General features: G+C 55.4%; 19 protein-coding genes and 1 riboswitch. Of the genes, 12 read left to right on the top strand and 7 right to left on the bottom strand.

Annotation, left to right across the window (positions count from 1 at the left end):
• Together AB8B76_RS00320 and AB8B76_RS00315 are read right to left on the bottom strand one after the other, a co-directional pair.
• On the bottom strand, positions 1 to 2009 hold a 2009-nt coding region (locus AB8B76_RS00320; protein ID WP_405268567.1), incomplete at its 3' end, for a malate synthase G.
• Positions 2010 to 2103: 94 nt separating this feature from the next.
• Positions 2104 to 3069, bottom strand: coding sequence for a LysR family transcriptional regulator (locus AB8B76_RS00315; RefSeq protein ID WP_405268564.1), 966 nt, complete (start codon positions 3067 to 3069; stop codon positions 2104 to 2106).
• A gap of 134 nt (positions 3070 to 3203) precedes the next feature.
• On the opposite strand from AB8B76_RS00315, the gene AB8B76_RS00310 reads away from it, so the two are divergent.
• Together AB8B76_RS00310 and rraA are read left to right on the top strand one after the other, a co-directional pair.
• On the top strand, positions 3204 to 4964 hold the full coding sequence (locus AB8B76_RS00310; RefSeq protein ID WP_405268561.1) for an acyl-CoA dehydrogenase: 1761 nt from the start codon (positions 3204 to 3206) through the stop codon (positions 4962 to 4964).
• The gene (gene rraA / locus AB8B76_RS00305) at positions 4964 to 5452 is read left to right on the top strand and encodes a ribonuclease E activity regulator RraA (protein WP_405268558.1); all 489 of its coding nucleotides are present in this window, start codon (positions 4964 to 4966) and stop codon (positions 5450 to 5452) included. Before AB8B76_RS00310 ends, rraA begins: the two co-directional genes overlap by 1 nt.
• Positions 5453 to 5572: 120 nt before the next feature.
• Here rraA and nadC read toward each other — a convergent pair whose 3' ends face one another.
• Complete coding sequence (gene nadC / locus AB8B76_RS00300) at positions 5573 to 6418, bottom strand: carboxylating nicotinate-nucleotide diphosphorylase (RefSeq protein WP_405268555.1); 846 nt, start codon at positions 6416 to 6418, stop codon at positions 5573 to 5575.
• Positions 6419 to 6496: 78 nt separating this feature from the next.
• On the opposite strand from nadC, the gene ampD reads away from it, so the two are divergent.
• The 4 genes from ampD to AB8B76_RS00280 all read left to right on the top strand — a co-directional run bounded on the left by ampD (position 6497) and on the right by AB8B76_RS00280 (position 11098).
• On the top strand, positions 6497 to 7126 hold the full coding sequence (ampD, locus tag AB8B76_RS00295; RefSeq protein WP_405268552.1) for a 1,6-anhydro-N-acetylmuramyl-L-alanine amidase AmpD: 630 nt from the start codon (positions 6497 to 6499) through the stop codon (positions 7124 to 7126).
• Positions 7127 to 7130: 4 nt separating this feature from the next.
• Positions 7131 to 7919, top strand: coding sequence for a regulatory signaling modulator protein AmpE (ampE, locus tag AB8B76_RS00290; protein WP_405268549.1), 789 nt, complete (start codon positions 7131 to 7133; stop codon positions 7917 to 7919).
• A 110-nt stretch (positions 7920 to 8029) separates the two neighbouring features.
• On the top strand, positions 8030 to 9688 hold the full coding sequence (locus AB8B76_RS00285; RefSeq protein ID WP_405268546.1) for a sigma 54-interacting transcriptional regulator: 1659 nt from the start codon (positions 8030 to 8032) through the stop codon (positions 9686 to 9688).
• Positions 9689 to 9691: 3 nt separating this feature from the next.
• A complete protein-coding gene (locus tag AB8B76_RS00280) occupies positions 9692 to 11098 on the top strand; it encodes a serine/threonine protein kinase (protein ID WP_405268543.1) in 1407 nt (468 codons plus the stop codon).
• A 7-nt stretch (positions 11099 to 11105) separates the two neighbouring features.
• Here AB8B76_RS00280 and AB8B76_RS00275 read toward each other — a convergent pair whose 3' ends face one another.
• The 4 genes from AB8B76_RS00275 to AB8B76_RS00260 are packed head-to-tail and all read right to left on the bottom strand — an operon-like array spanning position 11106 to position 15662.
• Positions 11106 to 11978: a 2-dehydropantoate 2-reductase gene (locus AB8B76_RS00275; RefSeq protein ID WP_405268540.1), complete on the bottom strand. Its 873-nt coding sequence runs from the start codon at positions 11976 to 11978 to the stop codon at positions 11106 to 11108.
• Positions 11975 to 12856 carry a choline/ethanolamine kinase family protein gene (locus AB8B76_RS00270; RefSeq protein WP_405268537.1) on the bottom strand — a complete coding sequence of 294 codons (882 nt, stop codon included), beginning with the start codon at positions 12854 to 12856 and terminating at the stop codon, positions 11975 to 11977. Before AB8B76_RS00270 ends, AB8B76_RS00275 begins: the two co-directional genes overlap by 4 nt.
• Positions 12808 to 13377 (bottom strand): nicotinamide riboside transporter PnuC, encoded by a 570-nt coding sequence (gene pnuC, locus AB8B76_RS00265; RefSeq protein ID WP_405268535.1) that lies wholly within the window; start codon positions 13375 to 13377, stop codon positions 12808 to 12810. Before pnuC ends, AB8B76_RS00270 begins: the two co-directional genes overlap by 49 nt.
• Positions 13374 to 15662 (bottom strand): TonB-dependent receptor, encoded by a 2289-nt coding sequence (locus AB8B76_RS00260; RefSeq protein WP_405268532.1) that lies wholly within the window; start codon positions 15660 to 15662, stop codon positions 13374 to 13376. The genes pnuC and AB8B76_RS00260 overlap by 4 nt, the downstream gene beginning before the upstream one ends.
• 49 nt (positions 15663 to 15711) lie before the next feature.
• Positions 15712 to 15849, bottom strand: a riboswitch (TPP riboswitch).
• A 97-nt stretch (positions 15850 to 15946) separates the two neighbouring features.
• Here AB8B76_RS00260 and AB8B76_RS00255 point away from each other — a divergent pair.
• The 6 genes from AB8B76_RS00255 (at position 15947) to gspE (ending at position 23843) form a co-directional block, all read left to right on the top strand.
• A complete protein-coding gene (locus tag AB8B76_RS00255) occupies positions 15947 to 17092 on the top strand; it encodes a GGDEF domain-containing protein (RefSeq protein WP_405268529.1) in 1146 nt (381 codons plus the stop codon).
• Between the two features lie 122 nt (positions 17093 to 17214).
• Positions 17215 to 17832 (top strand): adenylyl-sulfate kinase, encoded by a 618-nt coding sequence (gene cysC / locus AB8B76_RS00250; RefSeq protein ID WP_405268526.1) that lies wholly within the window; start codon positions 17215 to 17217, stop codon positions 17830 to 17832.
• A gap of 38 nt (positions 17833 to 17870) precedes the next feature.
• Positions 17871 to 19055, top strand: coding sequence for a sulfate adenylyltransferase (gene sat / locus AB8B76_RS00245; RefSeq protein ID WP_405268524.1), 1185 nt, complete (start codon positions 17871 to 17873; stop codon positions 19053 to 19055).
• Positions 19056 to 19186: 131 nt separating this feature from the next.
• Positions 19187 to 20254 carry a type II secretion system protein GspC gene (gspC, locus tag AB8B76_RS00240; protein WP_405268521.1) on the top strand — a complete coding sequence of 356 codons (1068 nt, stop codon included), beginning with the start codon at positions 19187 to 19189 and terminating at the stop codon, positions 20252 to 20254.
• Positions 20254 to 22329, top strand: coding sequence for a type II secretion system secretin GspD (gspD, locus tag AB8B76_RS00235; RefSeq protein WP_405268579.1), 2076 nt, complete (start codon positions 20254 to 20256; stop codon positions 22327 to 22329). The genes gspC and gspD overlap by 1 nt, the downstream gene beginning before the upstream one ends.
• Entirely contained in the window at positions 22326 to 23843 is a 1518-nt protein-coding gene (gene gspE / locus AB8B76_RS00230; RefSeq protein ID WP_405268518.1) for a type II secretion system ATPase GspE, read from the top strand. Before gspD ends, gspE begins: the two co-directional genes overlap by 4 nt.
• Positions 23844 to 23847: the final 4 nt, after the last annotated feature.

Below are 23847 nucleotides of genomic sequence, written 5' to 3'. Positions count from 1 at the left end.
TGGTCCACGACCGACGCCATTCGTTCTAAGGTTTCTCGAACCTGAGCTTCGCTACACACGCCATGCACCAACCAGTTTGCAATGTGCTGGGAGGAGATCCGCAGCGTCGCTCGATCCTCCATGAGACCCACGTTGTTGATGTCTGGAACCTTGGAGCAGCCCACGCCCTGATCAACCCAGCGCACTACGTAACCCAAAATTCCCTGAGCATTGTTGTCCAGTTCCCGCTGAATATCATCGGCGCTCATATCCGCTGCACCACGAAGGGGTATCGCGAGGATGTCGTCTACGGAGGCGGGTTGACGATCTTTTAAGTGCGCTTGCACATCGGCGACGTTAACGTCGTGATAGTGCGTTACATGCAGCGTAGCGGCGGTGGGCGAGGGGACCCAGGCAGTGCTTGCTCCGGCCTTGGGGTGACCAATTTTAGCTTCGAGCATGGCAGCCATGAGGTCGGGCATCGCCCACATGCCTTTCCCTATCTGGGCGCGTCCCAATAAGCCGCAGGAGAGCCCAGCATCGACGTTGTGGTCTTCATAGGCGCTGATCCATGGCTCGGATTTCATATCCCCTTTGGGCGTCATTGCAGCGGCGGCCATGCTGGTGTGAATTTCGTCGCCCGTGCGATCGAGGAAGCCAGTATTGATAAACACGACTCGCTCTCTTGCCCGGTAGATACATTCCCGAAGGTTAATCGTGGTGCGTCGCTCTTCATCCATGATGCCTAGCTTTAGCGTATTTCTGGGTAATCCCAGAGCGTCCTCGACGCGCGAAAAAAGCTCCACGGTGAAGCTGACTTCGTCTGGACCGTGCATTTTGGGCTTAACGATGTAGACGCTGCCGCAACGTGAGTTCTTAAGTCCGCTATCCCCTTTGATGTCGTGCATTGCAATGACGGCGGTGAACATCGCGTCCATGATGCCTTCGGGAATCTCATTGCCCTTACTGTCCAGGATCGCATCGTTGGTCATAAGATGACCGACATTGCGCACAAACATGAGACTACGACCGGGTAAAACCAATTCGCTACCATCAAGCGCTGTGTAGCTTCGGTCTGGATTGAGTGTACGGGTTTGGCTCTGACCGCCCTTGCTAAACTGCTCGTTCAAGTCGCCACGCATTAACCCGAGCCAGTTGCCGTAGACGACGGCTTTATCGTCTGCATCTACCGCTGCCACCGAGTCCTCGCAATCCTGAATGGTGCTGATCGCTGACTCCAGGAACAGGTCTTTTACTCCGGCTTTGTCCTCGGAGCCTATGGGACTATTTGCATCGATTTGAATCTCAACGTGCAAGCCGTTGTGCTTTAGAAGGACCGCCGTTGGCGCTTCCTGATCGCCGCGGTAGCCCCTCAGCTGATCGGGGTTTGCAAGCCCGGCAGTTTCATTCTTGTCGGCAAGTCTTACCGTCAACGCACCATCGCTAACGAGGTACGCCGTCGCGTCATGATGGCTGCCGTTCTCAAGAGCAAAATGTTTGTCGAGGAAGTTCCGCGCCCAGTCAATCACGCGCGCCCCGCGCACCGGATTGTAGCCGCCAGCGCGCTCCGCACCGTTGTCTTCGGAGATCACGTCTGTTCCATACAGCGCATCGTAGAGGCTGCCCCAGCGTGCATTTGCAGCGTTGAGGGCGTAGCGCGCATTCATGACGGGCACCACTAACTGCGGCCCAGCGATCGTAGCAACTTCAGGGTCTACATTCTCTGTGCTGATGGAGAAGGGTGCCGGTTGGGGTAGCAGGTACCCAATGTCCATAAGAAACGCTTTGTAGGCGGCCCGATCGTAGTCGGCGCCGGGGTGCTGCTGATGCCAAGCATCTATCTGGCGCTGAAAATCTTCCCGAATGGCGAGGAGTTCTTTGTTCCGCGGGCCCAGGTCTTCAAGAATGCTCGCAAGAGAGCTCCAGAAATTGGCGGCGTCGACGTCGATGCCTGGGCAGATCTGCTCTTCCAATAGCGATGCGATGACGGGCGAGACTTGTAAGCCCGCGCGAGAAACCCGGTTTGTCATGATTGAGACTCCTTCAATTGACGCAACGAACGTAAGCGACGGAGCATTTTAATCCTTGGAGGATGATTTCCAAAGGATATAGAAATGATCGCCGTCATTCTTTTCGTGAATACTTGTCGGCTTCCACAATCTGGCGAGCAATGTCGACTATTAGTTTGCGTAGCCAGCGGTTACCCGGGTTGTGCTGTAAAAGTGGACTCCAGGCCATTTTGAGCTCCAACGGGGGTATTTCCATGGGAGGATCACGTCGCACAAGACGCGGGTTGTCCCGTTTCAGGAGTGCGGCCCGGGTGGGCAGTGTGACAATTAGATCGTTGTGTTCAGCGAGCGTCATTGCGGCCTGATAGTGGCGCGTAAATACGCGAATCTGGCGTTTCTTACCCAGGCGGTTCAGTGCTGCGTCGACCCACCCCAGCCGCTGTACATCGTCGGGATTGACGCCGACCCCTACGCCCATGCCTGTTTTACTTACCCAGACATGGTCCGACTCAAGATACTTCTCGAGGGTAAAGTCATTCAGGATGGGGTGGTTAGGGCTGAGGAGGCAGGAAAAACTGTCGTCCCAAAGCGGAATCTGATGGAACGATTGAGGCATGGAGTCGAAGCGGTTGATGACCATATCAATTTTGCCGCGCTCTACGTCAAGAAAGCTCACATCGGACGGCGTCATGATATCCAGTGTGATCCCCGGAGCCTGATTTCGCAGTTCACCGAGTACTTTGGGGAAGAGCGTTGACTCGGCGTAGTCACTGGCCATGATGCGAAACACACCCTGTGCCTCGGCCGGCAAAAAGGCCGAGCGCGGTTGGACGGCCTGATCAATGCGCGACAGCGCATCCCGTACCAGTGGCTCAAGCTCCAGGGCACGCTCTGTCGGCGTCATACCCTCTGAAGTTCGCACTAGTAAAGGATCATCGAATAGCGTGCGCAACCGCCGCAAACCGTTACTCATTGCGGGTTGTGACAAATTTAGGGTCTGCGCCGCCTGCGTTACGTTTCTTTCACGTAAAAGGGCGTCGAGATAAACCAGAAGGTTGAGATCGATGCGGTGTAGATTCATGAGACCAATCGTTTGCGGTTTAAGCAGTACAGTATCGCGATGATGCCGCCATCCTGCCAAGCCTTTATACTTGCTCGCCGCGGATTATCATCCGCGTCCCGGATATTGACGAGTAAAGCTAAGGGTTTCCTATTATGTATCGTGCGCCGTTAGAAGATATGCGTTTTTTGATCGATGAAGTACTCCGCGTGGGCGATACCCTCGGCGGCTTGCCTCGCTTCGAGGAACTGGGTGTGGGAGAAGATCTGACCGCTGCACTCCTTGATGAGGGGGGTAAGTTGGCAGGGGAGGTAATCGGGCCCTTACGTCGAGTTGGAGACCTTCATCCCGCGCGTTGTGAAGAGCAAAAGGTCATTATCTCGCCAGGCTATGGCGAAGCGATACAGCAACTCGCTCAAGGAGGATGGTTTGGCATCTCAGCTGACGCTGACTTTGGGGGGCAGGGCTTACCGGAGCTTTATGGTACGGCAGCGTCAGAAATGTGGAATGGCGCCGACATGGCCTTCGCGCTGGCGCCATTCTTAAGCAGCGGCGCGGCTCTGGCAATATCTTCCCATGGGAACGATGCTCTCAAGGCTACTTACCTGGAGAAACTGCACACCGGTGAATGGACTGGAACCATGAACCTTACCGAATCCGGAGCGGGATCGGATCTCGGCGTCATGAAGACCCGAGCGATACCCAAAGACGATCATTATTTGATTACCGGCCAGAAGATCTACATCACTTGGGGTGATCACGACGCAGTCGACAATATCGTTCACCTCGTCCTTGCCAAGCTACCTGACGCGCCCGAAGGTTCCAGCGGCATTTCGCTTTTTCTAGTGCCAAAGTTTCTTGTGAATGCGGATGGCAGTCTCGGAGAGCGCAATGACGTCTACCCGGTCTCGACGGAACACAAGCTGGGTATTCACGGTAGCCCCACCTGCGTAATGGCGTTTGGTGATAACGGGGGTGCCATTGGGTATCTAGTCGGTGAAGAAAATCGCGGCCTAACCTGTATGTTTACCATGATGAACGAGGCGCGCTTGAAAGTGGGGCTTCAGGGTCTGGGCGCCTCTGAGGGCGCCTATCAGCAGGCGCTCGCCTATGCCAAAGAACGAGTGCAAGGCGGTGTACCCATTATTCAACACCCGGATGTGAAGCGCATGCTGCTCACGATGAAGGCTCTAAACGAGGCAATGCGTGCTCTGGCATACAGTGAAGCCGTGACAATGGATCTGGCCCATTACGGTCCCGAGGCGGATCAAGCCGCGTCACAGGCCCGCATTGACCTGATGATTCCCGTGATTAAGGGCTGGATGACCGAGGTAGGCGTGGAATTGACGTCGCTGGGAGTTCAGGTGCATGGCGGTATGGGCTACGTCGAGGAGACGGGCGCTGCCCAGTACCTTCGCGATGTGCGCATCACACCAATTTATGAAGGCACTAATGGTATTCAGGCAGCAGATCTCGTTGGTCGCAAGCTTGGCCGAGATGGTGGATCAACCATGGGCGCTGTGCTGGACATGATTCGCGACGACGCAAAGGCGTATGTAGAAGCAGGTGGCGAACTTGCGACTGTGGGCAATGCGCTTGGAGATGCCGTTGCCTTGCAGGCAGTGTCGACGGAGACCGTTATCCAGATGCTCGCCAGTAACCCCGAGGCGTCCCGCGCCGCAGCGTTCGATTACATGATGCAGACGGGCTACTTGTTCGGGGCATGGCAACTGGCCCGCGGCGCGAACGTGGCGCGGCTTGCGATACAGGACGGAAGTGACAACCAGTTTTATGCCAAAAAGATCGCCACAGCAGCGTTTTATGCCCAAAGCATTCTGCCGCGATGCGAGGGTTTCGCGGGCGCTGTGGCTAATGCTGCGGGAGCTCTGCAGGATTACCCGGTAGGGTGGCTCTAGTGAACCCCGTCTTCAGTACACCGGACCTTGCCGATGGCGCTCCCGAGGCTCGAGCCCTGCTTCACTCTTGGCAGGACTTTGGCGCGGTGCTTTGCTATAGCGGTGTTGCGCTTACAGTGAAGTGTTTTGAAGACAACTCGCTTGTAAAAGAGCTCGTGCAACAGCAGGGAGCTGGCAGGATCCTTGTTGTAGATGGCGGCTGTTCTTTGCGGCGTGCACTGTTGGGTGATCAATTGGCTGCAAAGGCCGTCGAGAATGGCTGGTCCGGCCTTGTGATTGCAGGAGCCGTACGCGACGTCGAAATTCTCGAGACTCTTCAGCTTGGTATCAAAGCCCTTGGCGCCTGCCCGCAGAAAACTGATAAGCGAGGAGAGGGGCAGCGAGATATCCCTATCGAAATCGGGGGTACGACGGTCAGGAGTGGTGACTACATCTATGCCGACCGAAACGGTGTACTTGTCAGTTCCGAGGCGCTGCTGCCCCTGTAGTTCTTGGCAGGAGTTCTCGACATGAGCTACCGGCATGAACTACCGGCATGAACTACCGGCTAGAGTTAACGTCCAGAGCCCCCGGCAGGCTCACTAACGGAGCCTGTGAACACTCCAGGCTTATGCGAGACGCATAGACAGGTCTAGAGGGTCACAGCCTTTGGTCAGTGCCCCAATAGAGATGAAATCGACCCCGGTCTGGGCTATAGCTGACAACGTTTCCAAGGTCACGTTTCCCGAGGCCTCGAGTTCTGCTCGGCCATCATTGAGTTTTACTGCTTCTCGCATGGCATCGAGATCAAAGTTATCGAGCATCACGCGTTCGCACTCCGCCTCTATTGCCTGTGCTAACTCGTCCATGCTTTCCACCTCAACTTCCACAGGCTTTCCTGGAGCACTCTCTCTGGCCCGCAGCACGGCGGCGGGTATTCCACCGCAGGCGAGGATGTGGTTTTCCTTAATCAAGAACGCGTCATAGAGGCCGATTCGGTGGTTGTAGCATCCGCCGCAACGTACCGCGTATTTTTGAGCGGCTCGTAGCCCTGGCAGAGTTTTGCGGGTATCCAATAGTCGAACGCCCGTGCCCTCCACCTTGTTTGCGTATTCGCGACAGCGCGTTGCCGTGCCCGACAGCGTCTGTAGAAAGTTCAGGGCAGTGCGCTCAGCTGTCAGCAGTCCACGAGCAGGACCTTGAAGCGTCAGAAGTGTTTCGCCTGCAGTCAAAGCGTCGCCATCAGCCACAGACCAGTGAACGCTGATGCGTTCGTCAACACGTTCGAAGACTCTGGACACCCATTGCTGACCGCAGAGAATTCCTGCGTCGCGGGTGATGATGGTCGCTTCGGCCAGATTGTCGGCCGGCAACAAATTGGCGGTGATATCTCCACTGCCAATGTCTTCTGCAAGAGCGCTGTCTACGTTGCTATCAACGATGGCGTCCGGGACTCGACTGAGGTTGAGTGGCATACAAATTTCCGGCTTGGGTATTGAGAGTGTTTGTCGGGCGCATAGTAGCAGCGCCTGTTCCCGACCAAAACCATCGCCATGCTTGCCGTTGAGGTGCTTGATGCACACAATGGTGTTATGTCTTCACAAAATGCATGGAACGGCTGGCTGAACAGCGCTCGCCACTGTCCGTCCCCTAACTTTAACTCCAGGCCAGATGTCAGCGCACTGGATATGCTGGTGGTGCATAATATCTCGCTGCCACCAGGTTGCTTTGGTACGGGCGATATAGAGTCGTTGTTTTGCAACACACTTGACTGTTCTCGGGACCCATCTCTTGAAGAGCTCAAGGGGCTCGAGGTCTCGTCACATTTTCTGATCCACCGTGATGGTGCGTTAACGCAATTTGTGTCCTGCCTTGACCGCGCTTGGCATGCTGGGGTCTCCTCCTGGGGGTGCAGGACGAACTGCAATGACTTTAGTATTGGTATTGAGCTCGAGGGCACAGATAGCCGTGCCTACGAGTCGGTGCAATATGAGGCCTTAGCGCAACTGATTGTTGAGCTGCGCGAGTACCTGCCGTCTTTGGCGCGAGGACCAATAGTCGGACATAGCGATATTGCCAGCGGCAGGAAAACCGATCCGGGTGAGGCGTTTGACTGGGCGCGGTTGAGAAACTTGCTTGCGCACGCTGCGGGCTCCGACGTTCACAAACAGAGGGTAATATAGGGCGATGACGTTTCTTGCAATGATCATTGCATTGTCTTTGCACCAGGTTATTCAACCAGGAAGCTTTTTGCAGCGTGATGTCTGGCTCTTTCAATGGGATAAGGCCGTTGCTGCGCGGATCTCTAACGAGGCTGCCCGTACCTTGATCACACTTGGTGTGGTGGTTTTGGTGATCATCTGGGCTTTGTCTGTCATTGATGATTGGTTGTTCGGACTCGCAGAATTACTGGCGACGGCAGGATTGTTTGTATGGAGTCTGGGTCGAGATGACTTCCATACGGCCCTGGAGCGTTATGAAGCCCGCGTTGCGGTCGACTCGCAAGGAGCCTGCGATGCTCTGGGCAATATCTGGGCTCCCCTTTCTCTTGAGTCGGACAGCAGCGCGGAAACGGTCGCGTTGCAGCGCTTGATCTACAGTGGCTATGCGCGCTGGTTTGCGCCGCTCTTTTATTTTGTTGTGGGGGGCGCACCCTTAGCCGTCTTGTATCGGGGCTTATCGTTGCTATCTGCCAGTGAGGGGTCTCCCGTGTATTTAAGAGTGCTACGTTGGGCTGATTGGATGCCTGCGCGAGTCCTTGGTCTCACCTTTGCACTGAGCGGTGATTTCTTGGCCGTGAGCAAGCGAGCTCCCTTAGCGCACCTTACTGACATGACTAAGGCTCCACAGCTCCTCCTGGAGCTTGCAGGGGTCGCTTGCAACAGTGTCGGAGGAGCCCGCGTCCTCGGCGATATTCTCTATCGCAGTGCGGGCCTTTGGTTGGTGGCGCTGTCTGCGGTTCTTATCCTCGGCTAATTTTCTCACCTTGGCTGTCGCGGCCAAACTGCTATGCTCATATTGATAACAAAGAATAACGACTACCCAGGAAGGCTAAGCTAGACGGATCCGGCCTCCAGGAGGCTCCATTGAATGACCCGAAAGATTTGGATATCACTCGAACGCTGAGTGTCAGTGATGACGCTCTCTGGGATTCTTCGGCAATCGATGCTGACAAACAGCAGTTGTGTGTCGTTCTCGCCTTCCACCCGGATACGTCACGTATCGGAGAAGTATGTTCCTTGGGGTATACCGACGACCCCATAGTTTTTGGTCGTCATCTGCCCCAGTTTGCTCATCTCGAAGGCTCTTCGGCTCGAGGCTGCGACGATGATTTTGTGAGTCGCGACGCCTTTAGCCTCAGGTACCAAGGTTCGCACTGGCAAATAGTTCGTAGAGCAGGCAGCTCCCGTTTGCGTATTGATGGTTGCGAGCTTCGGAACGTCGCGGCTCTCACAGCTGAGCAGCTTCAGGGTGGTGTGGTTCTGACTGTCGCCGAGCGGATCGTCCTTCATTTAAGGCATCGAAGCTCCAAGGCTAGCGCCAGTACCATCCCTGAGCTCGCCGCGCTGCGTGGCGTAAGTCCAGCGATGCAACAATTGCGTGAAAGCACCGAAGCTGCAGCGAAAAGTAATGGCGATGTGTTGCTCATTGGTCCTACGGGTACCGGTAAAGAGCGCATCGCTGGCGCAATCCATACATTGAGTCGTCGATCAGGGCAGCCCTGGGTGGCTGTAAATATGGCGGCTATGCCCGTGGATTTGGCCAGTGCCAATCTTTTTGGGGCGGCAAAAGGCGCTTACACGGGGGCTGATGCGAACCGCCAAGGCTTCTTTCAGCAGGCCAACGGCGGCACTTTGTTCCTTGATGAGGTAGGAGATACGCCTCCGGTATTGCAGCCAATGTTACTAAGAGCACTTCAGGAGCGAGAGATTCAGGTGGTGGGCGGTAAGAGTGAGAGCGTTGCGCTGCGTGTGATTGCAGCGATGGAGCAAGATCCTGACCAGCTACGCGAAACTTTTCGCCCAGCGCTTCGCTATCGGCTCGGTGCCTATGAAGTGCATCTGCCTTGTCTTAAAGAGCGATCTGAGGATGTTGCATTGCTGGCTGCAGATTTTTTTAATGATCAAGCGGGCGAAGCAGGACTTAGCTGGGATGTTCAAAGTAGTGTCGCCGGTGTTACGGCCTGGGCCCGCTTGTTCGAACAGTTTTTACTTTACAGCTGGCCCGGGAATATCCGCGAGCTGCAACATGCAGTCGCTCAGATTAGTAGTGTATCGAGGGGTGAGCTGCGGGTTCCCAGCACTATTCGCGAGCGCTTGGGTCGCCCCCTAAGTCAGCTATCTGCACCTAAACCCGCACCTAAACCCGCAGCTCAAGTCGATCTTTCCGAGCCCGAGCCGACCCAGATAAGAGAGTCAGTCGCCCGTCGCTTGGACGAGGTGTCGGATGAGGAGTTTATGGAGGCTTGGCGCGGCGCTAAATATGAAGTCGCGGCTGTCGCGAAATACTTGGGTGTTTCCCGGCCCGCGGTTTATCGGCGCCTCAAGAGCTTGCGCGAATGTCGTCTGGCTGCTGATGTGCCTCTGGGTGAATTGCTCTCAGCTCTGGATGCCTGTCGTGGGGATCTCAGCTCAACCGCTGAGCGCCTGGCTGTGTCACGACGAGGTCTACAAACCCGTCTGCGCGCAAGCGGAGTAGCTGCCGCGAACCTATCAGGTGTTTTTGAGGGTTCGGATAGGGGCTGATCGGTGATCCGAGGCCTATCGCAGTATCGCGTACTGGGACGCTTAGGCCATGGTGGGCAGGGTGAGGTCTTTTTGGCTCTGGATACCCGACTCAAGCGCCGTGTCTGTATCAAGCTTTATCACCTGTCAGGGTCTATAGCCGCCCGCCGCCGAGCGGTTCTTGAAGCCAGACATTTGATGCTCGTAGAGAGCCCTCAAACTGTCACCATTTATGATGTCGTCAGCGCGGGAGACCGCCTCGCCCTCGTCTTTCAGTACGTTCCCGGATGTACTTTAGAAAGGCTGTTGGCGTCAGAGGGACGCCTTAGCCCGGCAAATGCGATGGTTGTACTCACAGATCTTGCCGCTGCGTTGGCCGCTTTGCGTCGATCAGGCCTTGTTCACGGCGATATCAAGCCCGCAAACGTGCTCATTGATACTCAGGGACGAACTGTTCTGGCGGATTTAGGCTCCTCACTCCTCGCGGGGGAGCAATGGTCGTCGTATAGCCACGAGTCACTTTCCCCGGAGCAGTCTAGAGGCGAGCCGGCGGTTTTGCTGAGCGATTTTTATGCCCTCGGATTACTTCTGTATCGCATGCTTTACGGAGAGCACCCGTTTTATGATGGGGGAGTTTTAGATTTACGACGTATGCGTGCGGGATTAGGGGCGGCTCCCGTGTTGACGGGACTGTCGCCTCGGGCAATGCAGTCAATTGAAACACTATTACGGTCTCTATTGTCGTCGCGCTTGGATGCTCGTCCTCAAAGCACGTTTGATCTTCGAGAGCAGTTGCGTGAAGTTAGGAGTCGGCTACCTGCGCCGAGCCTTGCAGAAATAGCGGAGCAAACGAAGTTACAAGAGCCGGTCATGGGTGTCGTAAATGTTCGGCTTCCCAGAAAACTGGTGCGTCTTCCTATCCTGCAGCAAGGCCAGGCCTGGATTTTATCGTATTGGTCCCGGGGTAGTTTAGGAGCACGCGGACTTATTGTTGCTGCAGGTTTGGCGCCGATAGCGCTTGCCACTCTTGCCTGGTTAGCCCCGGGACCTTGTCTCGCCCTCCCCATGCCCCAGATTAATATTGGGGCCAATGCGCGTATGACAGCAATGAATGAGCAGGATTTGCGTGTCCTGCTCAGCACTCTCGTCAAAGAGGCCTCTGAAGATATCGTGGTTCTTGGTGCTGGACCTGCCGATGATAGCTACTACACAGCAACGCCGGCTGGGCTGCATAACAGCTGCATAGCCCAGCAAAGCTTATCGCTGCGGGTTGATTGCGAGGCCGGCCGTTGCCTGCTCCAACTGCGAAGTGAAAAAGGAGCTTTGTCTCAAGAAGGGCAGCTGTCGGTCTCTCAAACGGCGTCAGCTTTACAGCTCAAGCAGTCGATTTCTCAGTTACTTCGCGAGCAGATGGGTTTTTTGCGGGGCTAGCGAGGGGCTAGCGAAGAGAGTGCAGGAGTGCGCGGTTGAGGGGCAGGTCTATACCCAGAGATTCAGCTCGTCGAAGTAGTTCACCGTTTAGAAACTCTACTTCGGTCAGGCGACCTGCCATCTTGTCTTGCAACATTGAGGAGTTGTTCTGCGCCGTGCTCTGGCAGACAGATACCACGGTGGCGAGCAAATCCTCTTCCTCGCTCCACAAACCCAGGGCGATAAGTGCGGGCTGCGTTTCTTCGCACAGTGCTTTCAGTTCAGGTTTGGCCACGCCACGGTCAAGGAGTTCGCCGTTGCGGCAAGTAAGTTCTGCGGTGAGCGGATTAATGATGCAGTTGATAGAAAACTTTACGGCGATTGCCTGTTCGATGTTTGACTCCCAGTGCCACGCCGAAAGATGTTGAAGGCTGTCGTTGAACCATTGGGGCGATGGGAGGCTCGACCCCGGTAGGCCCATGCGTGTTGTGCCGTTTGAAACAACCCGCACCCTGTCTGCCGAAACCCTGAAAGCCCCTGCAGTGCTAATCGCGCGGTGAATTGTATGGTTCGGAATACTGTTCTGCGCAGCTTTCTCGAAGCCCATTCCATTGGCCGTGCTGGCAACAATTGCGTTTTTAGTCAGATAGGGGAGCGCTAGTGCTAACGCGCTTTGCACTTGCCCCGCTTTCGTGGTGAGCAACAGCCGTTCGATACTGCCGTGAGCAAGCGTCTGCAGGGGCAGGGCCTCGAGATGCGTCTCAACATGCCCATCGATGATTATTTTCTCAACGGGCTCTTTATGGTGATGCAGCAATGTCGAGGGGAGTTCACATTGCTGCATGCGATGCGCAATAAGGCAGCCCATGGCACCCGCTCCGAAAATATGCCACTGACTCAAGATGAACTCCCTGCAGGCAGTAACTTAGCAAGGCGCTGCTTGGACGCTGTCGACTCTTGTGTGTTGCTTTTATGAGCGCTAAACCAGCAAGCCTCGATGCAGGCGTAGAGCAGGCTCTGAGCTTTAAAACGTCGTTCCTCTTCGGCGAAGGGTGGGCGCCCAAAGTACTGGACGAGAAGCTCTTCGGCGCTTTGATTGTCGAGTTCCGAGGCACAAACCGCCAGATCAAAGAGAGGGTCCCCTGGTGCAGCGTATTCCCAATCAAGAGCGTAAAGCCGACCTTTGCTGGAGATGCGGTTTGCTCTTAAGAGGTCGTTATGGCAGAACACAGGGGGTAGTGAAGACGCTTCCTCGATGCAATCCATAGCGTTATTGATCCTCGATTCACCGCGTTCTAACAGTCGTGCCAACTCGCTATCAGCGGAGGCAATGACGCGGTGCTGCCGCAGGGCCTCGGGCGAGGAGAGTCGTTCACCCTGAGTGGGAAGGGCGTGAATCCGGGTAAACAGCAAAGCCAGTTCGCCAGCAGTGCTGTGATGATCCTTAGCCCCGTCAATGTATTCCATGACAGTAATACCGCGCAGTGGATCGCTAAGGGACAGCTTTGGGCCAATGCCCGCGTCAGCAGCAAGCATTTGCGCTGTAACTTCTGTTTTTCTCTGGGTGGTATCGCGGATCCCGGTGATCGCTATACGCACGACCCATTGCCGCTCGGGACTCTCGATGAGTTGTAGAAAATGGTTGTGACCGCCCTTAAGTACAGCGCCCGGTGATGGCGGGCCCGACAGCTCAGGCGCCCAGCGAGCATAATCCTCGCAAACTTCGAGTACTAGCTGCTGGTTGCTTGCAGACGCACGCTCTGTCGCCACTGCTTCCATCCGATAATCGCCAGCACTGTGTAAACCACGTAGAGACCCGATGATGCCAGTAATCCCGCGTTCAGATATAGCCCTGCAGTTAAAAGATCAATTGCGATCCAGTATATCCAGGACTCGAGTTTCTTTTGGGCGACCATCCAGGTGGCGAGAACGCCAGCCCAGCTGCTTCCCGTATCCACGATGGCCTGCAAGTCGGTCATTGTGTTTCGCGCCAGTAGAGTGACGCCGCTCAGAAGAACAAGACTGGCGAGAATGGTCGCGTGGTATCGCCAGCCAACTTTGCTGACGGCGCGAGCGGTCTCTGAGCTGTCCCTGCCCCAGCGCCACCATCCCAGAGCTGCCATAAACAGATAAAAGACCTGAAGCAGCCCCTGCATCGGTAGGCCCGCATCCCAGAAAATCCCCATGAAGAGAGCGGAAGCCAAGCCGCCTGCTATCCAGCAACTGCGTTTTTCCCAAATGGCCAAAACAAGGTAGGCGAGTCCTAAAACGACCGCGATTCCTTCCAGGACTGTGCTCAAAGCTGCAGTTCCAGGCTAAGGCCCAGTTGCCTCGGATCGCCAAACTGTCGGTAGGCTTCGGTGACATAGCCCTTGCGTGGGTCGTTGCCAAAGCTGCCAAAGCCGCGAGTGAAGTAATCTTCGTTTGTGAGGTTGCGTCCCCAAAGGGCCACTTCCCAGTTTTCGCCTTGGTAGGCGACGCGTAGATGAATGAGACCGTAGGCTTCGGATTTGACATCGTGGCGGTCCGAAAAGAAGAAGCTGTCGCGACCTTCCCACTGCAGGTCGGTCTTCCAGTGCTCGCCTGGGCTCCACTGAAGGCCCGCAGCGAATTGGTAGCTTGGCGCGTGCGCTTGCTCCCGGTCTTCAAGATCGCGACCGTCGGCATTGATGTATTCATCGAAGCGCGCTCTTAGCAGGCCCGTGTTCAGATACATTTCGAAGTCATTGCTCAGCGCGGCACGCAGCTCCCACTCCAGTCCCAGGTTGTACCCGGCCGCCGCGTTATCCGTAAAATCGATGAAAGCTGTGCTGCCATCAGCACGGGGTATGACCACGGAGCCGCGTACCTGCTGATCACTGCGATCCATGTAGAAAATGGTGGCTGCGCTTTGCAGTCGGCCTTCGAAGAATTGACCTTTGTGACCGATCTCGAAATTGTACAGAAGCTCTTCGTCAAAGAAGCGTAGGTCAGAGAGGGATTCCGAGGTTCCCGCTTCGTCGGCGGGGAACGCGAGAATGCCTGCGTTCACGCCGCCCGCGCGATAGCCGCGGGAAACCGCAGCGTAGAACATGCCAAGACCCTCGCTTTCGTACTGAAGCGATAGCTTGCCTCCCCACAGGCTATTGTCCGGTTCGCTGCTCACTGCATTGGAATCGTCATATTGCATGGACCGATTCGCCAGTCGCAGCCCTCCACTGAGGGTCCAGTTCTGAGTCAATTCCAGATCTAGCTGGCCATAGGCGGCTTGAGTCTCTGCTTTGAAGCGACTGCGGAAATCTTCAGCAAGGTATGTGTACTCGCGACGCAGCGATTCATCATCGTTTAGCGCATAGATTCCGGCCGTCCAGTTTAGGTCCCCGATAGCCGTGGAGAGGGCTTCGGCGGAAGAGAGCCGAAGTTGAGCGCTGTAACTCTCTCGTTCTCTGAGATAACGATCAAAGGACGAATACTCCAGGTCAGGAGCGATTCCGACAAAACTCCAGTCTTCGTCATAGCTGTAGTCAGTATCAGAGATCGCGGCGCTGGCCATGACTTCCGTGAGAACGCGGTCCCCTGACCAGCGGTAATGGATGCCGAGGGCGTCGCTTTCCTGTCGATCGTTGCCAGGCATATCAGACAGTGTCGTGCGCGTATTATCGAGGGAGAAGGCGTCGTAGCCGTTATCAATTTCCACGTGCGATAGCGTGAGGTCAAACGTTTGCCGCTCGCTTGCTATCCACTGCAAACGTCCGCGATACACCGCTTCGTCTCGCTGATTGGTATCGCTTCTACCGAGAAAGCTATTGTCTATGAATCCATCGCTTCGATGCTCGAACGCAGCGATTCTAAAAAGCAGCGTGTCGTCTATGAGCGGCCCCGTGGCGCTTATACCGAGCTCCCGGCGTCCATAATCTCCCACCGTCGACTGCAGGCGAGCGGAGAATTCGGATTCTGGTGCCGCGCTGCGCATGTTGATCAAGCCCGCCAGCGCATTGGCGCCATGAAGGGTCCCCTGGGGTCCGCGAAGTACTTCTACCTGCTCGATATCAAAAAGGGTTGCTGCGCTTCCCAGCCCGCTAAAATCAATGCCATCAATCAAGAGCCCTACCGACGGATTAAGGGGGTCTACGAACTGACTTCGCTCACCGACTCCCCGTATCTGGTAGAAACGGGCTCGAGAGCTGCCCCCGGCTAGATTCACATTGGGAGCCAGTATCAAGAGGTTCTCGAGATGGATCGCATTGCGCTCCTGAATCTGCGCGGCGCCCACAATGCTGCTGCTCGTTGGTTGTAAGAGCCAGGGTGTGTTGCGAAGCTCTGCCGTTACGACAATCTCCTCAAGAGGAGGCGCCGACGGCGGTGCGTTCTCAGAAGATATACTTTGTGCGATAGCTGACCAAGGCACCGCCAGCATAATGCTTGAGAGTAAGATCCCCGTGATCGTCGAAGTGCCAAAACCATCGCGCCGATGCGTAAAATCCGCGCCGCAATCAGAAGCGCTGGGGCTCGATGGATACTCAATGCGTTGGGTGTGTGACGTTCGCTTTGATGTATGTGTCGCGTACGCCGCGTTTGACGTGCTTGGAGTGCTTGCTTGGCTCACGAATATTCCCTCGGGCGAGGGAACGGGCGGCTTTCGTCAGACTTGGACGGGTAAAAGCTGCAACCATCCCTACGCCGGTATTGCCCGGATCAGGTTCTAAGGGTTCGCTTTGGCACTCCACCGCGCCTATTTTTGGTCTACGGTGAAGGGCAGGCGTCTCAGGTCTTAACCACCCCTCGGTTTGTTTGATGGAGTATAGTGTGATTACTGTGGCTGGGCAAAGCTGCCACAGTTTTCAGTGACATGTAGGAGAGTGTTTTGGTCGACAATAAGAATAAGCAAAAGTGAGCGAAGTGAGCGAAGTGGGCGAAGAGAGCGGCAAACAGCCTGAGGTCACTGACATTGAAATGACCGAGCTACCGGTTGAGCCCGAGGATAGCAGCGATCTTGTTCAACTGTTGCATGTACATGTATTGCGACAGCTTAGACAGGCTCAGCGTAACCTGTTGGGTGTGAAAAGCCTTTCTTCCCTGGTGAAGTATCTCTTGGAGGATTTCCCCCAGGGGTTTGGCTCCGCTCAGGCCGAGTTGCGGCTCCATGACCCGGAGGAGCAGATAGCTCGGCTCCTGCCCATTAGCAAAATGTTCGGGTCATCTCTGTCACTTAAGTCAGACAACTATGCGCTCTACCAGCTATACCCCGATCTCCCAGACACATCGCTTATAGATCTTGACGATCGCAGAATGTTTAACATTTTGTCCGGTGCATCAAACGCGGCGGGCGCTATCATGATGCCGCTCTTTGATGGCGATCGCCTGGTGGGGAGCTACCATATTGCCCTCACCGAGACGATGACCGCCTATGGCGACCAGGAACGCGAGCTTTTTGCCATGCTAGGACAGCTGGTAGCGGCTGCGCTGCTGCGGGTTGTGGAGTACCAACGAGTTGATCAATTGACGCTGCTCAACCCGGTGACCGAGGTCGGCAACCTTCGCGCGTTTCGTCGAGATATGTTGCGAGAGATTTACTGGGCGCGGCGTGTAAACCATCCCATGACGCTTTTATATATTTCCCTCGATGAATTGGCAGATATCTGCAAGAGCTACGGAGAGGTGGCCTGCCATTTTGTGCAGCGTCGTGTTTCTCAGCGCCTGTGTTCTGAGTTGCGTGCGACCGACTACATCGCACACATATCAGCGACGCACTTTGCCGTGCTGCTGCCCGCCTGTAATGAGCCCCACGCCCATGATATTGGCGAGCGTATGCGACAGGATATCGACGATTTTGCGATCGATGACGGTCGGGGGGCAGTGCTTCACGTGTCTCTAAGCGTCGGGCTGGTCTGTTGGGAGCCGTCGAGGCATCCCGTGGAATCTAGTGAGCGCCTCGCTACCCAAATGGAATCCGAGGCTGAAGCGGCTATGCAGAAAGCTGAGCGCTCGGGTGGCAACCGAATTTCTGTAGCCCGCCTCGGTTTGTTGATGCTCTAGCCTATTGAGGGGCCGAACCGCGTCTTCAATGTTGAGACGTGCATCATTTTTTTGGTCCTGCCCGCCGCCGCACTGCATGGTAAGCTTGCGGGCTCAAAAATCACGTCTATCGAGAGGAAATCATGGCTGAACAGAAAGCCACTAATGTGCACTGGCACGAAGGCGACATCACACGCGATCATCGCGCAAAAATCCTGGGGCATCGAGGCGCAACTATCTGGTTTACGGGGCTTTCGGGTAGTGGCAAGAGCACCGTAGCGGTAGAGCTTGAGGGCGTGCTTCATGAGCATGGCGTGCTTGCTTATCGCTTGGATGGTGACAACGTTCGCATGGGAATCAACAAGAATTTAGGGTTCTCGGCGGAAGACCGCACGGAGAACATTCGCCGCATCGGCGAAGTCGCCAAGCTGTTTGCGGACAGCGGTATCATCGCGCTATCCAGTTTCATCAGCCCTTATGTAGCGGACCGTGATGCGGTTCGGGAGCTACATGCGGCAGCCGGGATCGACTTTATTGAAGTGTTCGTGGACTGCTCCCTTGAGGCTGCTGAGGGTCGTGATCCAAAGGGTCTTTACAAAAAGGCTCGCGCAGGCGAAATCAAAAACTTCACAGGGATTGATGACCCTTACGAAGCGCCCCCGTCTGCAGAAATCCACTTGCATTCGGATCAGCAAAGCCTTGACGAAGAAGTCGCCCAAATTTTGGGAGAGCTGCGAGAGCGCGGCATTATTGCTGCCTGAATCGACGCCATTAAAGCCGCACACAAAGGGATACACAGATGATTAAGCCCCACGGTTCAAAGGAACTGCGCCCCCTCTACGTTTACGACGAGAAAGCCCGCGCTGCGCTGGCTAGCGAAGCCGAGTCGCTGCCATCAATGCTTTTGAATTCCGCCGCCGCCGCCAATGCGGTCATGCTTGGAGCGGGGTACTTTAATCCGCTTACTGGTTACATGAGTCTGGGTGACGCGGTGTCCGTAGCCGACAATTTACAAACTGAGTCGGGGCTGTTTTGGCCTGTGCCCATTCTGAATGTCACGGACGATCCAAATGTCCAGGCGGGAATGCGCTTAGCCCTACGTGACCCCAATGTCGAAGGTAATCCTGTCCTGGCCGTCATGGATGTTGCGGCCGTGGAAGAAGCGAGCGACGATCAGCTCTCGCAGATAGCCCAAAAAGTTTTTCGGACGCTGGACCCTGAGCACCCTGGCGTTGCAACCTTCTTGAGCCTGGGCAAGCGCGTAGTGTCTGGGCCTATTCAGGTGCTGAACTATTCTTACTTCGCGTCGGAGTTTCCAGATACGTTCCGAACTGCGGTGGATATCCGTGCGGAGATAGCAGAACGCGGATGGGAGAAGGTCGTCGCTTTCCAGACTCGAAATCCAATGCATCGGGCGCACGAAGAGCTGTGCCGTATGGCAATGGAAGACCTTGAGGCGGATGGTATTTTAATCCACATGCTTCTCGGCAAGCTTAAGCCTGGTGACATTCCTGCCGAAGTAAGGGACGCCTCCATACGCAAGATGGTTGAGGTGTACTTCCCACCCAACACTGTGATGGTTACGGGCTATGGCTTCGACATGCTTTACGCAGGCCCTCGCGAGGCGGTACTGCATGCGGTATTCCGCCAGAACTGCGGTTGCACACACCTCATCGTGGGTCGCGATCATGCTGGCGTAGGTGATTACTACGGTGGCTTTGACGCACAAACAGTTTTTGATGAGGAAGTCCCGGACGGATCTCTGGAAATTGATATCTACCGAGCAGATCACACGGCTTACAGCCGCAAACTCGACAAGGTTGTGATGATGCGAGATGCCCCCGATCACAGTAAAGACGATTTTGTCCTGTTGTCAGGTACTGCAGTGCGGGAAATGCTGGGGCAGGGCATTGCGCCTCCTCCGGAATTTTCGCGACCTGAAGTGGCGAAAATTCTTATGGATTACTACCACAGCCAGCAGTAAGGCGGACCCAATATCTCTGGCGAGCCTGTAATATTAGTGTCACAATTTTGCCATTCAATGGCGCCTTTCTCGAGAGCGCTTCATGAGAGACCGCCATTGAGATCACACAACTGGTAAAGCTGGGAGCAGCAGTGACAACGCTTTGGCAGACACGGTTGGCAAGCTTCTCTTCCCAGGTGATTAATGGGGGAGCGGGTACGTTCCGCTATTTTTCCCAGCCGGCGGCATTTCTTCGTTTAAAGCAAGTTCTTGGCGTGCTCCTGTGCCTCTGGATATTCGGTTCCCTATGGATGGGGCTTTGGAGCTTTCTACCGGAGGCTCAGCCCCTCCCGGAGATCGAAGTCATAAATCCAGTATCCAGCGGTTCAGCTGTTCAAGCGCGTAGCTCTGTCGATATTGAGGCTCTTGTAGCTGCGCGCCTCTTCGGTGAGCCCGGTTCAACGGTAAGCGCGGAGACGCTCGCTGCTGCTACCGGTCGTGCGCCGGCCATGAACGAAGCAGAGGCGAGCACCGCTCTGGCGGGGATAGAGGATGGAGCCCCAGACACCCGACTTCCTTTACTGCTGCGGGGTGTGCTGGCTGCGTCCGAGGCCGGCCTTGGTCATGCTGTCTTAGAGCATCGGAAGTTGCAGGACCTTTATCAGGTGGGTGATGAATTACCCGTGAGTGGTGAAGTAGTTCTGGCAAAAGTGTTGTCCAATCTGGTGGTTTTAGATAACGGCGGTCGCTACGAGGTCTTACGTTTGTTTGAAGAGGTTGAGTTAATGGCATCTTTGCCTGATTCGACGACCGGTTCCGAAGTTGCTGAGCGCTCTCGGGCGACAGATGCGCCCCTGCGGAACGTAGAAGTGGATGCGTCAGCATCGGAGATCGCCACGGAGTATCGGGAGCGCCTCTATCAAGATCCCCAGTCCCTCGCTGAGGTGGTGCGCGTTGTTGCCGTTCGCGACGGCGATCAACTTCAGGGTTATCGGGTGAGCCCCGGGAGTGCTGCGGCCGAGTTTGCGGCTTTAGGATTTGAAACCGGAGATTTGGTGACGGCGGTAAATGGAATGTCACTGACCGACCCGGCAAACACAGTGAGACTTTATCAAGCCATGCGATCAGCAAGTGAAGCTAGCTTCGAACTACAGCGCAAAGGAGAGTCTGTGACGCTTAATGTCAGTCTTGGGACATCTGCCGGGAAGGGCGAGTCGTGATTCCTTCGTTGGTTTCCTGGTGGCGTAACGGATTCGGTGCTCTCGCTACGTTCCCCTTTCTTTGTGCCTTGATGGTAACGCCGGTCGTTGCGCAGGACTTTACTGTCAACCTGAAAGAGACCGATATACAAGAGCTCATAAAGTTCGTCTCCGAGGCTACCGACACGACAATAGTTGTTGATCCGTCGGTCAAGGGGAAAGTAAAGGTTGTTTCGTCCCGGCCAGTGAATGCCAGCGAGCTTTATGACCTCTTTCTGGCGATTCTTGACGTCCACGGTTACACGGCTGTGCGCTCTGGTGGCGTTGTCAGGGTGATTCAAAACAAGGATGCGCGATCGGCATCGGTGCCCGTTGCTGACGAGGCGGGGGTAGTTGGCTCCGTCAACGATGAATACGTAACGCAAGTTCTGCGCCTCGACAATATTTCTGCAGCAAAGCTGATCCCGGTGCTGCGTCCCCTTGTGCCCCAGCAGGCACACATGGCGGCTTATGCTCCCAGTAACGCAATCATCATTTCGGACTCGGCATCTAATATCAGTCGTATCCGCGGAATCATTGAGCGCATGGATCAATCGGCGGTGCAGGAAACCGATGTCATCGCGATGCGCTATGCGGTTGCTGAAGACGTAGTACGAATGCTCGAGAAGCTCAATGCCTCGGAAGCGAAGAACAATGGCGGGGAAGTTGATGTCTTGTTGGTTCCAGATAAACGCACCAACAGTGTTCTTGTAACGGGTGACGAATTGCAGCGGGCGCGAATTCGTAGCCTCATAGCCTATGTGGATACGCCGCTGGAGCAGACTGGTAACGTCAAGGTGATTTACCTTGAGTACGCACAAGCTTCGGCGATCGCTGAAGTTCTGACACGGGTAATGCAGAACATCAACAAACTCGATACGGGGGATGCAAAAGCGGCGCGCTCGTCCAGTAATACCGCGACTATTGAGGCCGACGAGGGCACAAACTCTCTGATTATTACCGCAGATGCCGATGAGATGCTCGCGCTGGAATCGGTGATCACGCGGCTGGATATCCGTCGGGCGCAGGTCTTGGTGGAAGCCATCATTGTCGAGCTAGAGGTTACTGATGGTCAGGATCTTGGCCTGCAATGGCTGTTTGCTAACGACAGTGGGTTCTATGGCAGCAATATCAATGCATCGGATAGCCGAGCGCGCAACATTGCCGGCGCGATTTTACCCTCTGATGGTGATAGTAGCAGTGGATCAACAACGGGCGATTTCGATGTAGGGAATCTCGCCGCGGCGTTAGCCGGGTCCGCTGGCCTCTCTCTTGGCTGGGGCGTGGTGGGTGAAGATCTGAGTATGACGGTTATCCTGAACGCCCTTGAAGAGCAGAGCAATGCAAATATCCTCTCCACTCCCAGTCTATTGACCCTGGATAACGAGGAAGCGTTTATAACCGTCGGACAGCAGGTGCCTTTTATCACCGGTTCCTTTACGAATACCGGCGGTAACAACGGCGCGCAGAACCCTTTTCAAACGATTGAGCGCGAGAATGTCGGCATTACCCTGACCGTTACCCCGCAGGTGAATGAGGGTGACTCCGTTGTGTTGGAGATAGAGCAGGAAGTGAACTCTCTCACGGGGGCCACTCTTGTGGCATCGGCAGCTGCGGCTGATTTAATTACCAACGAGCGAAAAATCCGTACCAAGGTTATGGCTGAGGACGGTCGGGTTGTGGTTCTCGGTGGGCTTATTAAAGACGACGTGCAAAGCACCGAGCAGCGGGTCCCGATTTTGGGTGATATACCCTATCTAGGCAGACTGTTTCGTAATGACGCGGTGTCCGTCAGTAAAACAAATCTGATGATCTTTATCAGGCCAACCATAATCCGGGATGATGCAGACATAGCCGGTGCAACGGCAATCAAGTATCGGCACATACGCGACCAGCAACGGGCGCAGCGAGAGCAGGGTTTGATGTTCTTCGGAGAGAGTGAAGTACCCGTGCTTCCTGACTGGGAGCAGCAGATTCTTCAGCTCGAGAAGATTCGCGAGGATCTACGGGCACCCGAGACTGGTCTGGAGCCTGCTATGGAGCCAGAGTCGCCGTGACCGAGGCGCAGCCGGCTTTGCTTGCTCTGGACCCTGCGGAAGTCTTGCCTGGCAAGCTGCCGTTTAGTTTTGCAAAGGCACATCGCGTCGTTATTGACCCCCAAGCTAGCCACCGTGTTTTACATACAGGGGCACTGAGCGCAGACGTACTGTTGGAACTTCGACGCCGTATCGGCGAAGCCCTAGAGCTTCAGATGCTCTCGCCTGCAGATTTTCAAAGCCAGCTTTCCAGAGCCTATCAGCGTGATAATAGCGAAGCCGTGCAGATGGCCGCAGACATCAGTTCTGATGTTGATCTCAGTCGGTTGGCAGAGGAAATCCCCGACGCCGGGGATCTCATGGATGCCGAAGACGATGCGCCGATCATTCGGCTGATCAACGCTATTCTCTCGGAGGCTGTCCGCGAGAAAGCGTCCGACGTTCACATCGAAACCTTCGAAGAAAAGCTCAGTATTCGCTATCGCATAGACGGAGTATTGTCCGAAGTGCTGTCGCCCAAACGGATGCTTGGGCCCTTGCTGGTTTCTCGGCTCAAGGTCATGGCACGGTTAGATATCGCGGAGCGGCGTATTCCTCAGGATGGGCGCATATCGGTGCGCATCGCTGGCCACGCAGTAGACATTCGCATGTCTACGATTCCCTCCGCCTACGGAGAGCGTGTCGTACTGCGGTTACTCGACAAGCAATCGGGACAATTGCACCTGAGCCAGTTGACGATGCCAGAGGCCGTCTATGCAGGCTTTAGAGGTGCGTTAAAAAGCCCTCACGGGATCATTCTTGTTACCGGCCCCACGGGATCGGGTAAGACGACGACTTTGTATGCGGGTCTGTCCGAAATTAACGATGCTGCCCGTAACATCATGACGATTGAAGATCCGGTGGAATACATGCTCCCGGGTATCGGCCAAACGCAGGTCAATACGAAGGTGGATATGACCTTCGCCCGCGGATTGCGCGCTATTCTCCGTCAGGATCCAGATGTGGTCATGGTGGGGGAGATTCGTGATCTGGAAACCGCAGAGATCGCGGTGCAAGCGTCTTTAACCGGGCACTTGGTGCTCTCTACCTTACACACGAATACCGCCATAGGTGCGGTGACACGTCTCCAGGACATGGGCGTTGAGTCATTTCTCTTGTCTTCCAGCCTGATAGCAGTGATGGCGCAGCGCCTGGTTCGTTTGCTCTGCCCCGACTGCCGACGGGGCGCTACCCCGACGCAAGGGGAGGCTCAGCTCCTGGGGATCGATCTTGATAAGGACCCCGATACTCAAATCTATCAGGCGGTGGGATGCCCTAGCTGCAATCACAGTGGCTACAAAAGGCGCAGTGCGATTTACGAGCTGATTGAGATAGACGAGCAGTTGCGCGCTCTTATTCACGATGGCGCCTCAGAGCAGGCGATCAGCGAGCAGGCCAGGTTGCACTCGGCGAGCATTCAGGAGGACGGCCGGCGACGAATTCTGGCAGGGGATACCAGTCTGCAGGAAGTGTTGCGTGTCACCTCTGTGGCTTGAGCTA

Origin of the sequence: Congregibacter sp. (genome assembly GCF_045107095.1) — a bacterium.
Classification (GTDB): Bacteria; Pseudomonadota; Gammaproteobacteria; order Pseudomonadales; family Halieaceae; genus Congregibacter.
Note: the sequence above shows the minus strand (reverse complement) of the source record. Positions and strands in the feature narration are given on the sequence as shown.

Bases quoted from the DNA above. Each gene is read 5' to 3' on its own strand.
- AB8B76_RS00315 (WP_405268564.1), bottom strand. From the start codon at position 3,069: ATGAATCTACACCGCATCGATCTCAACCTTCTGGTTTATCTCGACGCC.
- AB8B76_RS00310 (WP_405268561.1), top strand. From the start codon at position 3,204: ATGTATCGTGCGCCGTTAGAAGATATGCGTTTTTTGATCGATGAAGTA.
- nadC (WP_405268555.1), bottom strand. From the start codon at position 6,418: ATGCCACTCAACCTCAGTCGAGTCCCGGACGCCATCGTTGATAGCAAC.
- ampD (WP_405268552.1), top strand. From the start codon at position 6,497: ATGCTTGCCGTTGAGGTGCTTGATGCACACAATGGTGTTATGTCTTCA.
- ampE (WP_405268549.1), top strand. From the start codon at position 7,131: ATGACGTTTCTTGCAATGATCATTGCATTGTCTTTGCACCAGGTTATT.
- AB8B76_RS00270 (WP_405268537.1), bottom strand. From the start codon at position 12,856: ATGGAAGCAGTGGCGACAGAGCGTGCGTCTGCAAGCAACCAGCAGCTA.
- cysC (WP_405268526.1), top strand. From the start codon at position 17,215: ATGGCTGAACAGAAAGCCACTAATGTGCACTGGCACGAAGGCGACATC.
- sat (WP_405268524.1), top strand. From the start codon at position 17,871: ATGATTAAGCCCCACGGTTCAAAGGAACTGCGCCCCCTCTACGTTTAC.